Annotated in this window: 10 protein-coding genes and 1 pseudogene; 7 read left to right on the top strand and 4 right to left on the bottom strand. The window is 70.4% G+C overall.

Annotated features, from left to right (window positions below):
- The 3 genes and pseudogenes from ABZW60_RS24100 to ABZW60_RS24090 form a co-directional block, all read right to left on the bottom strand.
- A pseudogene (locus tag ABZW60_RS24100) lies at nt 1-2,167 on the bottom strand (hypothetical protein); the annotation flags it as partial.
- Between the two features lie 122 nt (nt 2,168-2,289).
- The gene (locus ABZW60_RS24095) at nt 2,290-2,577 is read right to left on the bottom strand and encodes an Lrp/AsnC ligand binding domain-containing protein (RefSeq protein ID WP_355480274.1); all 288 of its coding nucleotides are present in this window, start codon (nt 2,575-2,577) and stop codon (nt 2,290-2,292) included.
- A gap of 28 nt (nt 2,578-2,605) precedes the next feature.
- A complete protein-coding gene (locus tag ABZW60_RS24090) occupies nt 2,606-3,397 on the bottom strand; it encodes a helix-turn-helix domain-containing protein (RefSeq protein WP_355480273.1) in 792 nt (263 codons plus the stop codon).
- 83 nt (nt 3,398-3,480) lie between these two features.
- On the opposite strand from ABZW60_RS24090, the gene ABZW60_RS24085 reads away from it, so the two are divergent.
- Entirely contained in the window at nt 3,481-3,900 is a 420-nt protein-coding gene (locus ABZW60_RS24085; RefSeq protein WP_355480271.1) for a hypothetical protein, read from the top strand.
- Here the strand turns inward: ABZW60_RS24085 and ABZW60_RS24080 are convergent.
- Complete coding sequence (locus tag ABZW60_RS24080; RefSeq protein ID WP_355480269.1) at nt 3,897-5,690, bottom strand: DEDD exonuclease domain-containing protein; 1,794 nt, start codon at nt 5,688-5,690, stop codon at nt 3,897-3,899. The genes ABZW60_RS24085 and ABZW60_RS24080 overlap by 4 nt on opposite strands.
- A gap of 225 nt (nt 5,691-5,915) precedes the next feature.
- Here ABZW60_RS24080 and ABZW60_RS24075 point away from each other — a divergent pair, with 225 nt between their 5' ends.
- From ABZW60_RS24075 to ABZW60_RS24050, 6 genes are all read left to right on the top strand, one after another.
- Complete coding sequence (locus ABZW60_RS24075) at nt 5,916-7,181, top strand: NYN domain-containing protein (RefSeq protein WP_355480267.1); 1,266 nt, start codon at nt 5,916-5,918, stop codon at nt 7,179-7,181.
- Nucleotides 7,182-7,263: 82 nt separating this feature from the next.
- Nucleotides 7,264-7,494: a hypothetical protein gene (locus ABZW60_RS24070; protein ID WP_355480265.1), complete on the top strand. Its 231-nt coding sequence runs from the start codon at nt 7,264-7,266 to the stop codon at nt 7,492-7,494.
- A gap of 437 nt (nt 7,495-7,931) precedes the next feature.
- Nucleotides 7,932-8,993 carry an NlpC/P60 family protein gene (locus ABZW60_RS24065; RefSeq protein WP_355480263.1) on the top strand — a complete coding sequence of 354 codons (1,062 nt, stop codon included), beginning with the start codon at nt 7,932-7,934 and terminating at the stop codon, nt 8,991-8,993.
- A 90-nt stretch (nt 8,994-9,083) separates the two neighbouring features.
- Nucleotides 9,084-10,568, top strand: a complete 1,485-nt coding sequence (locus ABZW60_RS24060; RefSeq protein ID WP_355480261.1) for a hypothetical protein — start codon at nt 9,084-9,086, stop codon at nt 10,566-10,568.
- The gene (locus ABZW60_RS24055; RefSeq protein WP_355480259.1) at nt 10,561-11,808 is read left to right on the top strand and encodes a M48 family metallopeptidase; all 1,248 of its coding nucleotides are present in this window, start codon (nt 10,561-10,563) and stop codon (nt 11,806-11,808) included. The genes ABZW60_RS24060 and ABZW60_RS24055 overlap by 8 nt, the downstream gene beginning before the upstream one ends.
- Nucleotides 11,805-12,923, top strand: coding sequence for a glycosyltransferase family 4 protein (locus ABZW60_RS24050; RefSeq protein ID WP_355480257.1), 1,119 nt, complete (start codon nt 11,805-11,807; stop codon nt 12,921-12,923). The genes ABZW60_RS24055 and ABZW60_RS24050 overlap by 4 nt, the downstream gene beginning before the upstream one ends.
- Nucleotides 12,924-12,965: the final 42 nt, after the last annotated feature.

Here is a 12,965-nt window from a genome sequence, read left to right as displayed (position 1 = left end):
CCGTCGGCTGCTGCTCCGTCGGCTGCTGACCCGTCGGCTGCTGACCCGTCGGCTGCTGACCCGTCGGCTGCTGACCCGTCGGCTGCTGACCCGTCGGCTGCTGACCCGTCGACTGCTGACCCGCTGGCTGCTGACCCGCTGGCTGCTGCGTCCCTGGGTGCTGCGCCCCTGGCTGCTGATCAGTCGGTTGCTGAGCTGCCCCTTGCTGATGAGCCGTCGCGTGCTGAGTCGTCCCCTGCTGGGCTGAGCCCTGCTGCGGCGTCGCTTGGTGCTGTGCTGGCTCTTGGGGCTGCGTGTTCCAGTTGTCGGCCGCGACCTGCTCGGAGTGGAGTTGGTCGGGCTGCGGCTGGGGCTGGTGGTCTTCGGTGGGCTGGTCGTACGCGGTGAACTGGTCCGGCGCCCACGGCTGCTGGTCGGCGCTCCACGGCTGCTGTTGGTCGGCCGACCAGGATTGCTGCTGGTTGGCTGACCAGGGCTGTTGCTGGGTCTGCTCGAGGTCGGGGGAGCCGGAGCCCTGCGCGGTCGGTTGCTGAGACCAGTCCTGCTGGGCGGACCACGACTGCTGCTGAGTCTGCTCGGCGTCAGGATCAGGCTGTTCGTAGCTGCTGAACTGGTGTGCCGACCACGGCTGCTGGTCCGCTGACCACGGCTGCTGCTGGGTGGTGTCGTGGGGCGTGGAGTGCTGGTCCGGCTGCTGCTGGGCAGGCCAAGGCTGGTGTTGGTTCTGAGCGTCGGGCTGCTGTTGCTGCTGACCCGGCCACGGGGGTTGCTGGTCCTGGGCGTCCGGCTCCTGCCGGCCCGGCCACGGTTGTGGCTGGCTCTGAGTGCCTGGCTGCTGGCCTGGCCACGGTTGCTGGATGTGAGTGTCCGGCTGTTGCTGGGTGGGCCAAGGCTGTTGGTTCTGGTCGGCGTCGGGCTGGTCGTAGGAGGTGAACTGGTCTGCCGACCATGGCTGTTGGTCCGCGGACCACGGCTGCTGGGTGGTGTCGTGCGGGGTGGAGTGCTGGTCAGGCTGTTGCTGCTGTCCCGGCCACGGCTCTTGCTCGCCCTGGGCTTCGTGCGGTTGTTGCTGCTGAGGGGGCCAGGGCTGTTGCTGGTTCTGACCTGCGGGCTGCTGTTGGGCAGGCCAGGGCTGCTGGTTCTGGTCCGCGTCGGGCTGCTCGTACGAGGTGAACTGGTCTGCTGACCATGGCTGCTGGTCGGCGGACCACGATTGCTGCTGGGTGGTGTCGTGGGGCGTCGAGGGCTGGTCGGGCTGTTGGTGCTGGCCGGGCCAGGGCTCTTGCTGGTTCTGAGCCGCCGGGTGCTGCTGGGCGGGCCAGGGCTGCTGGTTGTGGTCGGCGTTGGGCTGGTCGTACGAGCTGAACTGGTCTGGTGACCAGGGCTGCTGGTCTGCCGACCAGGGCTGTTGCTGCGTGGTGTCGTTGGCAGTGGGGTGCTGCTGGGTGGGCTGAGGCTGTTGCTGGTCAGCGTCAGGCTGCTCGTAGGAGGTGAACTGGTCTGCTGCCCATGGCTGTTGGTCGGCGGACCACGCTTGCTGCTGGCCGTCGGACTGCTGTGTTGGCCAGGGCTGGTTCTGGGCGGGCGTCTGCTGTCCGGGCCAGGGGTGCTGCTCGTTGTCGGGCTGCTGTGCCGGCCAGGGCTGGTTTTGGGCAGGCTGCTGCTGTTGTGCCGGCCAGGATTGCTGCTGCTCGTCTGGCTGCGCCGACCAGGTGTGCTGCTGGGCTGGCTCCTGCTCGGCTGACCAGGACGGCTGTTGGCCGGAGTCCGGCTGCACGGGCCAAGACGGGTCCTGGGCAGAGTCCGGCTGCTGCGCAGGCCAGGGCTGTTGGGCTGGCTGCTGGGGCGAGGCAGGCTGGTTGGGCTCAGAGTGAGTCTGGGCAGCCTGGCTCGGCCCGGCCTCGGATGGCGCAGCCTTGCTCGGCGCGGCCTCGGCGGGTGGCGTTTGGGGGGACTTGGGCTCAGATGGGGCAGTCTTGCCCGTGGTCTGGGCTGGCGTTGCCTCGGGGGCGGCCTGGGGTGGTTGGCCGGGGGTGGGGTCGGCCTGTTCGGCCGGGGCCTCGTGTTCGGGTTTGGTTTTGTTGGTCCACTTCTCGCCGTTCCAGAAGCGGATGGTGTGGGGCTGGCCGGTGGGGTCGGGGTACCAGCCGGCGGGTGGGTTGCTCATCCGCGTCCTCGCTGGGATGCCGGCGCTACTGCGCGGACCTGCTCGGCATGGAACTGACCCCGGACGTTCATGTGTTCACCGTAACTTCAGCTCGTGTCAGTCTGATCCGTTCGGACCACGTCTCAGACACCGTCCTCCTGACCCAGGCTGAAGGCCGCCTCCAGGTCGTGGCTGGAGTACGCGCGGAAGGCGATGTGGGTCTCGGTGCTGAGCACCCCCGGCACCCGGTTGACGTGCTCGGGGATGACGGTGGCCAGGTCGTCGTGCCGCGCGACCCGGACGAGGGCGATCAGGTCGAGCCCGCCGGTCACGGAGTACACCTCGCTGACGCCGTCGATCGCCGCCACCTGCTCGGCGACCTCCGGGATCCGTGCGACGTCGGCCTTGATGAACACGATCGCGGTGACCATGCCGTCCTCTCCTCAGAACACTCACATTTCAACCTGCTGAAGCATAGTCGCGGCCGAGTCCCCACAGCGCGGCCGCCGTCGGTTCGTCGGCGGGCAGGAACGCCTCCATCCGCAGTTCCGACACGGTCACGTCGATCGCCGTCCCGAACCGGGTCAGCGTGGTGATCAGCCGCAGCTCCCCGGAGGAGGATCGCAGCCGCAGCGGTACGGCGAACCCGAGGTGGTCCGGCCCGGTATCAGGACGCGGCGGGATCAGCGTGACCAGCTCGGCGATCAGCGCGTCGGCCTCCAGGTTCGGCACCAGGGCGGCCTCGCGGCTGAGCCCGTCGATCACGTGCCACGACCACTCGGCGAGATTCACGATCCGGGGCGCCAGCCCGTCGGGGTGCAGGAACAGCCGCGGCACTGACAGGGGCGCTTCCAGCAGGTATGGCGCGGCACCGGCGACGAGCGCGTGGAACGACCGGTTCGCGAGCACCACGTCGCCGCGCCGGTCCACCACGACGGCCGGGCTCGGATGGTGTCCGTCGAGGATCCCGGCCAGCGCGGTCCGGATCGCGCCGAGACTGGGCGAGTCGTACGGCGTTTCGTCGTACGCCGGGGCGTATCCGCCGGACACCAGCAGCTGGTTGCGCTCCCGCAGCGGCACCTGGAGCGACTCGGCGAGCCGGATGACCATGTCGCGCCCGGGCACGGAGCGCCCGCTCTCGATGAAGCTGACGTGCCGCTGCGTGGTCCCCGCGCGGACGGCCAGCTCGAGCTGACTCACCCGCCGGCGGGTGCGCCACGACCGCAGTCCCGTGGACAGTTCGGATGCCATGCCGCAGTTCTAACCCATGCCACCGACAGTCCATACCCAGCAGGGAATTGCCGCCGATCGATGCCCCCGGCAAAGTCGTGGACGTGAACAACAACGCAGCGGAAGAACTCGCGAATCGCTATGTAGCAGTCTGGAACGAAGCCGACGCCGACGCCCGCACGACGGCGGTCGAGGAACTGTGGACCGACGGTGGCGTGCACCTGCTCGAGCCGCCGGAGGAGATCGTCAAGCGGGCCGCCGAGATCGGCGTCACCGCGACCCTGGAGGCCCGTGGACACGCGGAGCTGGTCCGGCGCGTGACCCGGGCGTACGACGACTTCGTCGCCCCCGGCCAGTACGAGTTCGTGCGGCACGGCGACGCCGCCGCGCTCGGCGACCTGGTGAAGCTGCGCTGGGCGATGGTCCCGGCCGGCGGCGGCGAGCCGCTTGCCATCGGCATCGATCTCCTGCAGCTGGCTCCCGACGGCCGGATCCTGACCGACTACCAGTTCATCGAGGCCTAGCCCACCCGGGCCGGTCCCAGCGGGCGCAGGTGGCGGCGGCGCTCGGTGGGGTGATGGTGCTGGTCGGAGTGGGAGTTGTCGAGGCGGGTGAGGTGCCGGCCGGCGCCGCTCACCGGGCAGGTCCAGGTGCCGTCCATCTCGACCAGGCGGATGCCGGGGAGCTCGAGCCAGCGCAGGATCAGCTCGATCTCCTCAGGCGAGGCCGCCGCGACCGGCCCGATGCCGGGCAGCACGGTCTCGGCCGACGCGCGGAGCATCTCCAGGTGCGGCCGCGGGTCGGTGCCGCGCGGGCTGAACCCGGCCGCCGCGAGCCGCCCGCGACGGATCACGTGGAGCTCCCAGCCGCCGTCGTCGGTCCGCCTGGCGGCACAGATCTCGGCGCATCCGGTGATCGACGCCATCCGCTGCATCCGCGCCGAGCTGCGCACGAACGCGCTCAGCCGGTCGCGGTGGACGGCGGCGTCCTCGAACCGCTCGTCCGCGGACAGGAGGTCGATCCGCCGGTCCAGCGCGTCGACGACCGGTGTCGGGTCCACGGTCAGCGCCGAGCGGAGCGCCGTCACGAACTCGCCGTACGAATCCATCGAGATCCGGCCGTCGCACGGCGCCACGCACCGGCCCATCTCCGCGAGCACGCACGGCGACGACGAGGGGTGCTTGGACATCCGGGCGGTGCACTGCCGGATCGGGAACGCCTCGTGCAGCGCGGCCATCGCCCGCTCGGCCGTCTTCCGCGAGCTGAACGGCCCGAGATACCCGGCGTCGTCGTCCCGGACCTGTTTGACCAGCGACAACCGCGGAAACGGTTCGACCGTGACCTTCAGCCATTGTTGCCGCTCCGGGAACTTCGAGCGCCGGTTGTACCGCGGCTTGTGCTCCGCGATCAGCCGCAGCTCGCGGATCTCGGCCTCCAGCGGCGTCCCGCACTCGATCCCGCGGACGCCGGTGGCGATACCGACCATCTCGCCGATCCGGTTCCTGGTCTCGGAGGCGGTGAAGTACGAGCGGACGCGGGTGCGCAGGTCCTTGGACTTCCCGACGTACAGCACCTCGCCGCGGTCGTCGGTGAACAGATACACACCCGGTGCGTGGGGCAACGACTCGGCCAGGTGGCGCTTGGCTCGGACGGCCGGTGCGACCCGGGACGAGAACGTCTGCAGGTCCTCCAGAGTTTGCACGCCCAACGACCCGACCCGCTCGAACAGCCCGTGCAGCACGTCGACGGTCGCGCGGGCGTCGGACAGCGCGCGGTGGTTCGGTGTGGTCGTCGTCCGGAACAGCTTCGCCAGCGTGCCGAGCTTGCAGTTCGGCGCCTCGTCCGGGGTGATCACCCGGCGGGCCAGCAGCGCGGTGTCGACGACGGTGAAGTCGGGCCAGTCGTACCCGTGCACCAGGCTCTCGTGTTTCAGGAAGCCCATGTCGAACGGCGCGTTGTGCGCCACCATCACGCAGCCGCGCGCGAACTCCAGGAACGCGGGCAGCACCGACTCGATCCGCGGCGAGGCGGCGACCATCCCGTTCGTGATGCCGGTCAGCACCGCGATGAACGCCGGGATCGACTCCGACGGCCTGACCAGCGTCTGGAACTCGCCGACCACCTCGCCCGCGCGCACCTTGACCGCGCCGATCTCGGTGATGCCGCCCTCGCCCGGCGGGTTGCCCGTCGTCTCCAGGTCCACGACGCAGAACGTGATGGCGTGCAGCGGCGTGCCGAGGTCGTCGAAGCTGTGCTGCACGCCGCGGATCGGCATCAACGGATCCGGGGCCGGCGCATGCCCTGGGCTGGTCATGGCCACGACGCTAGGAGCCGCCACCGACAATTCCGCAGGTGACACGCAGGAGAGTCGACTACGCTCTCGGTATGCGTACACAGGCGATCACCGCGGAACCGGGCCCGCTGCCCGCTCGCTGTGGTCTGCGTCACTGGTCCAGCAGCAGCTGCCAGGTCGTCGTTCCAGCCGGACTGCGGACCGGTGACTGAGGCAGGCACCGCCGCGAGCTCCGCCGCTACGACTTTGCCTGAACCGGTCCGGCAACGCGTCCTGACCCTCGCCGCGCACGCACTCGGTCAGTTGCCCGCGACCGACATCCCGGCCCCGCTGCGCCGGTTCGCCAGCTTCGCGCCGGCGAAACGGGCGAAGCTGTCGGCCTCGGTGCTCGGGCCGATCCTGGAGACCGACGACCACTTCCGCCGGCTGGTGGCGTTCGAGGTACGGCGGGAGCACCCGGAGCTGGGCGACGCGGTGGCCGAAGGCGTCCCGGTCCCGGCCGCGGACCCGGTCGAGGTCGCCGCGCTCGCGTACCTGCTGCGGCCGGACAACTGGGAGCAGCACATCGCCGCGGCCGCCCAGGTCCCGGTGGAGAACCCGCAGGCCGACACCGACGCCGTGAACCGGCTCGCCGATCAGCTCGACCAGGCGCGCACCGAGACCCGGCAGGTGCGCGAACGGCTTCGTGAACAGGTCAACGAGCTGAAGGCCGAGAACGTCACGCTCCGGCGCAAGCTGAACGAGGCCCGCCAGCGGATCACCGGTCTGCAGACGGAGGTCGAGCAACGCACCAAGGAGGCTGACAGTGCCGACGAGCGCGTCGACGCGGCGCGCGCCGAGGTCGACCGTGAGCTGCGCAAGCTCCGCGCCCGGATCACCGAGCTGGAGGCGATCGAGCACGCGGCCCGGCGTACGGCGGGACAGGAGCGGGAGCTCGCGTCGACACGTACCCGGCTGTTGCTGGACACGTTGCTCGAGGCAGCGAGCGGTCTGCGCCGTGAGCTGGCTCTGCCGCCCGGGGGAGAGCTCCGTCCCGCGGACACGGTGGCCGGCTCCGAGCCCGAGGCCGCGCCTGTCGGCCGTACGGCGCCTGAGGACGACCCCGCGCTCTTCGACGAGTTGCTGGCGTTGCCGCAGGTGCACCTGATCATCGACGGCTACAACGTGACGAAGACCGCCTGGCCGAACTCGCCACTGCATTCGCAGCGTCAGCGGCTGGTCACCGCCCTGGGTGCGCTGGTCGCACAACGGCGGGTCGAGGTCACCGTGGTCTTCGACGGTGCGGAGCTGTCCGGGCCGGTCCAGCTGAATCCACCTCGCGGTGTGCGGGTGCGGTTCAGTCCGGCCGGGGTGATCGCCGACGAGGTGATCCGGCAACTGGTCCGCGCCGAACCGCCCGGCCGCCCGGTCGTGGTCGTCTCCACCGACCGCGAAGTTGCCGACAGCATCGTCAAACTCGGTGCCCGCGCGCTCACCGCGAGCAGCCTCGTAGCACGCATCGCCCGCGCCTGACCACAGAAATTGTCGGCGGGGGTCTCTAGCGTCCTTCTCAGCCGGATGCAAGTCCGGGTGCTTCCCCCCCTTGGAGGATGTTGTGCTGATCGACTGCGACGCGTGTGTGATGAAGGGTCCCGGGTGCCAGGACTGCGTTGTCACCGTAGTGCTCGGGTTCTCGGCCGAACGGTCCGGCAGCTTGCGCATCGACGACGACGAGAAGGCCGCGCTCGACGCGCTGGCCGAGTCCGGCCTGGTGCCGCCGCTGCGCCTCGTGCACGCGGTGAACAGCATCGAGCCGAAGGACGCGCCGGAGGAGCAGACCGGCTGACCGTCCCGTGCCGTCAGGACCCCTACGGACGAAGGCGAAACGATCGTTTGGCCGGGCCCGGCCTGAGAGGTGACGCGGAGAGATGGCGCCTGCTGCGCGCCGCCCCGCGGGCACTGGGCGGCGTTGTCGTCGGTCGGAAGGACTCCGTCCTGCCTCCCTCCTCCGCCTTGCCCAGCACTCCGCGGGACGACGCTCGCGACGGCACCACCTCTCCGCGCCACCTCTGCGTTAATTTTCGATCAAACCCGAGGGGCGAATTGCACTGGTCACGAAACGGTCACTACTGTTACCTCTCGTTGCCTCAGGGTGTCGGCCGCTCCGGCCGACCGGGCAGCGGCAAGCCGAGGGAGTGATCCGGCGGATCCGCGGACCGAGAGTCCGTGCGGAGGGCCTGATCAACGGGGACGGCGCGAGCAGAGGAAGGGACCGACCGGGCTGTGTCCATCGGACGCATCAACCGCACCAGGGGTATCGCCCTCGCCGCCATCACCAGCACCGCCGTCGCCGCGGGAGTGATCTTCATCCAGGGAGCGGCTGACGCCGACCCCAAGCCCACGCTGGACGAGGCGAAGAAGCAGATCGCGGCGCTCCAGCACCAGGCCGAGGAGGCCGGCGAGTCGGCGAACGATCTGCGCGGGCAGATCACCGCCTCGACCGCCCGGGTGAAGGCCCTGCAGGCGGGCATCGCCAAGCAGCAGGCCCAGGTGGATTCGGTGAAGCGGCAGATCGGCTCCCTCGCGGTGGCCGGGTACCAGACGTCGGGCATCTCCACGACCGCGCAGCTGCTGCTGTCGAGCAACCCGGACCAGTTCCTCAGCCAGGCGTCCACCGCCCAGGCCTTCGCCGGCCAGCAGAACTCGGCGCTGCGTCGCTACCAGGTCGCTCAGGGCAAGCTCACCGACCTGCAGGCCAGCGAGCAGACCGAGCTGTCCGCGCTGCAGGCCGTGCAGGCGAAGCAGGACGCGTTCAAGAAGCAGATCCAGGTCAAGCTCGACGCCGCCGAGAAGGTCCTCGACAAGCTCAGCGAGGCCGAGCGCAAGCGGATCGAGGAAGAGAACGCCAAGGAGGCGGAGGAGGCGCGCAACCAGCGCCCGACCCGCAACGGCGACCGGACCGGCGACGACAAGGACCTGCCGAACGTCCCGGCCAGCGGCCGCGCGAAGATCGCGATCAACGCCGCGCTCGCCCAGCTCGGTGACTCCTACGTATGGGGCGCCACGGGCCCGAACTCGTTCGACTGCTCCGGCCTGACCATGTACGCCTGGGGCAAGGCCGGCGTCTCGCTGTCGCACTCCTCGAAGGCACAGGCCAGCGAGGGCCGCCGGGTCAGCAAGTCCGACCTGATGCCGGGCGACCTGGTCTTCTTCTTCAGCCCGATCAGCCACGTCGGCATCTACCTCGGCAACGGCCGGATCGTGCACGCCCCGCGTCCGGGCAAGAGCGTGGAGATCGCCCCGCTCGACGAGAACCCGTACAACACCGCGGTCCGTCCGGGCTGACCTGCGACCTTTGACATACTCTGCGGCTCCGGGGGTCCCCCGGAGCCGCGGCTTTTCACGGCGGTGCCGTAGGGTCGGAGGAGGCACGTAGTGTTCCGCCTGGTCGGGGCAGGTGAGCAGCGAAGGGCCGAGGTGATCGACGAACAGGGCGATACGGTTCCGCTGCCGGTGATCCCGTCTACCGGTGACCCTCGGGAGCCGATCGACCACCGGCCGGAGTCGCGCGCTGACGGGCCGCAGCGTCCGCCGTTCGCGCCGATCCTGAAGAAGGTCGCGCTCGGCGTCGCCGTCTGCCTGGTCGCCGGAGCCGGGTACGCCGGCCTGCAGCACATCGCCGACGCCCCCGCCGACCCGAACGCTCCCGGCGCGGGCCAGGCGCCGCAGTCGACGCCGACCACGCCCGACCAGGCCCAGGCCGGTGTGCAGCGGGCGGTCGCCGGCGAGGCGGTCCTGCAGAAGATGACCGACGCGGTGGAGAACGAGGACCGTACCGAGTTCCTGAACACGATCGACCCGAAGGCCACGCAGTTCCGGGCCAGCGCGCGGACGATCTACAGCAACCTCACCACGCTCCCGCTCGGCACATTCCAGTTGCGCTACGTGAGCGACGACGCGGCCGCGCTGACACCGGACCGGCAGGCGGAGCTCGGCGGGACCCAGTCCTGGCTCGCGCAGGTCGAGGTCTCCTGGCAACTCGCCGGGTACGACGTGAAACCCGCCCGCGAGACGCTCCCGGTGACCTTCGTGACCCGCGACGGCAAGACGTACGCCGCGTCGTTCTCGGAGCGGTTCGTGGCGGGACAGCGTCGCCCGGTCTGGGCGCTCGGCCCGATCGAGCTGGCCAAGGGCGAGCACAGCCTGGTGATCAGCCTCGAGTCGGAGGCCGAGGCGCGCAGCTACGTGTCGGTCGCGGACAAGGCGGTCGAGTCGGTCACGAAGGTGTGGGGCAAGGGCTGGCGGCAGAAGGTGGTCGTCTACCTGCCGGCCAAACAATCCCAGATGGAGAACGTGCTCGGCGCCCAGCCGAACACCTATACCCAGATCGCGGCCGTCACGATGGCCGAGCTCGACACGCCCGCCGTCGGTGCGCCGGTGCGGATCGTGGCCAATCCGAAGCTGTTCGAGGAGCTCGGCAAGCAGGGCCGGCGGATCGTGCTGACCCACGAGACGACCCACGTCGCGTCGACAGCCACCGCTTCTCCGGTGCCGCTGTGGCTGGCCGAGGGCTTCGCGGACTACGTCGCGTTCACCGCCGTGCCGGTGCAGGACGAGTCGGCGGCGAAGGAGCTGTTCAAGGCGGTCCGGGCGGGGCATGTGCCGGCTTCGCTGCCGTCGCCGGAGGCGTTCGCGGCGTCGGCGACCGAGCTGCCGCAGGCGTACGAGTCGGCGTGGCTGGCCTGTCGGCTGATCGCCGAGCGTGAGGGGCAGGACAAACTGGTCAGGTTCTACCGCGCGGTGCATGCGTCGACGACGTCGGCCGGGCTGGCGGACGCGTTCAAGTCGGTGCTGGGGATGACCGAGGCCGAGTTCGTCGCCGAGTGGCAGAAGTACCTCGAACGGCTCGCCGGTGCCTAGAGCAACGTCCGGTCCGTGGGCGCCTCGCGCCGCGGGCGGTCTGCTCGCACTCGCGCTGGTCTTCACGATCGCCGTCACCACGCCCTGGCACCTGATCGACCTGCCCGCACCGGACGCCGCGCTGGACTTCACCTCCGCCGAGATCGCCCGCCAGAACGCGTTCCGCCACGAGATCCTCCGGTGGTCGACGGCGTCCTGGATCATCTCGGTGGTGGTCCCGCTGGTGATCGGCTTCAGCCCGCTCGGCCGCCGGCTGTACGACGCTCTGCGGATCCGCTGGTGGGTCCTCGCCGTACCGGTCACGGTCGCGGGGATCGCCCTGATCACGAACCTGCTCACCGTCCCGACCGACGTGCTCGCCCAGCGGGTCAGCCTGAAGTACGGCCTGGCGGTGGAGAACTGGCGGTTGTGGGTGTGGGACCGCGGCGTGAACTGGGCGATCACCTCGCTCGGCGTCTCGGTGCTCGCGATCGTCCTGATCGCGGTGGCGAAACGCCGGCCGCAGGGCTGGTGGTTGCCCGGGGCCATCGTCGCGGCGTTGCTGGTGCTCGGGGTGTCGTTCGCGTACCCGGTGCTTGTCGAGCCGCGGTTCAACAAGTTCACGTCGATGCCGGCCGGTGCCTTGCGCAACGACTTCCTGAAGCTCGCGGCCGAGGACGGCGTGCCGGTGAAGGACGTGCTGGTCGCGGATGCGTCGAAGCGGACCACGGCACTCAACGCGTACGTGTCCGGCTTCGGTTCGACCCGGCGGCTGGTCGTCTACGACACGCTGCTGAAGGACACGCCGCCGGCGCAGGTCCGGCTCGTCGTGGCGCACGAGCTCGGTCACGCCGCGGAGGACGATGTCCTGCACGGCACGTTGATCGGCGTACTCGGTACGGCGTTCGGCATCACGCTGCTGTACCTGCTGCTCGGGCCTCGGCTGGCTGACCCGCGTCGTGTGGCGGTCCTGGTCGCGCTGATCGTGGCCGGTACGACGCTGGCGAGCCCGGTGCAGAATCTGGTGAGCCGCAAGATCGAGGCACGCGCCGACTACCACTCGCTCCGGCTGACGAACGACCCGCGGAACTTCGTCGCGATGCAGCACGACCTGGCCGTGCGGAACATCTCCGGCCTGGAGCCCAGCCGCTGGCGGTACTGGATGTTCGCCAGCCATCCGACCGCGCCGGAGCGGATCGCGATGGGCCGGGCCTGGGCGGCCGAGAACGGCGGCACGGTTCCGCCGCTGGCGCCCCGATGACGGTTCTCGTCGTCACCAACGACTTCCCGCCGCGGCAGGGCGGGATCGAGACGTTCGTCCGTTCGCTGTGCGACGAGCTGCCCGAGGTGGTCGTCTACACGTCCCGCGAGCCGGGCGACGCGGCGTACGACGCGACGCTGCCGTTCCCCGTCGTGCGGGACCGGTCGTCGATGTTGTTGCCGACGGCCCGGGTCACGAAGCGCGCCGTCCAGGTGATGCGGGAGTACGGGGCCGACCGGGTCCTGTTCGGGGCGGCGGCACCGCTCGGGTTGATGGGTCCGGCGTTGCGGCGGGCCGGCGCGCGGACGATCGTCGCGATGACGCACGGGCACGAGACGTGGTGGGCCGGCGTACCCGGAGCCCGGCGGGCGTTGCGCAGGATCGGTGACGCCGCGGACACGGTCACGACGGTGTCGTCGTGGTGCGAGGAGCAGATCGTGCCTGCACTGTCACCGGCGGCCGCCGGACGAGTACGCAGGCTGACGCCCGGGGTCGACTCCACCCGGTTCACGCCTGGGTGTGGTGGAGAACAGGTCCGCAAGGGACTCGGTCTGGAAGGTGTTCCGGTGGTCGCGTGCGTTTCGCGGCTGATCCGCCGGAAGGGGCAGGACACATTGATCCGGGCCTGGCCGCGCGTTCGTCGGTCCGTGCCGGGCGCCACGCTGCTGCTCGTCGGCGGCGGGCCTGACCGGGAGTACCTCGAGGAGCTGGCCGTGAGCACCGGGGTGTCCGACGCGGTGGTGTTCACCGGGCCGGTTCCGTGGGCCGACCTCCCGCCGTACGTCGACGCGGCGGACGTGTTCGCGATGCCGTGCCGGACGCGGCGGTTCGGGCTGGAGCCGGAGGCGCTCGGGATCGTCACGCTGGAAGCTTCCGCGACCGGAAAGCCCGTAGTGGTGGGGGATTCCGGTGGGGCTTCCGACACGGTGCTGCACGGGACGACGGGGTACTTGGTCGACCCGTACAACCCAGCTGCCGTAGGAGCGCGCTTGAGCGAGCTGCTGGCGAACACCCGGCACTGTGAGGCTCTTGGCGCGGCGGGCCGCAAGTGGGTCGAGGACGAGTGGGCCTGGTCGCGCTCGGGCGCCGTGCTGAGAGACCTGCTCGGCGTGTGACACGCCGGGGGTGCGGGGAATTGCTGGACAGACGGTGGGCGA

It is taken from the genome of Kribbella sp. NPDC003557 (assembly GCF_040610805.1).
GTDB lineage: Bacteria > Actinomycetota > Actinomycetes > Propionibacteriales > Kribbellaceae > Kribbella.
This window is presented reverse-complemented; position numbering and strand designations above follow the sequence as displayed.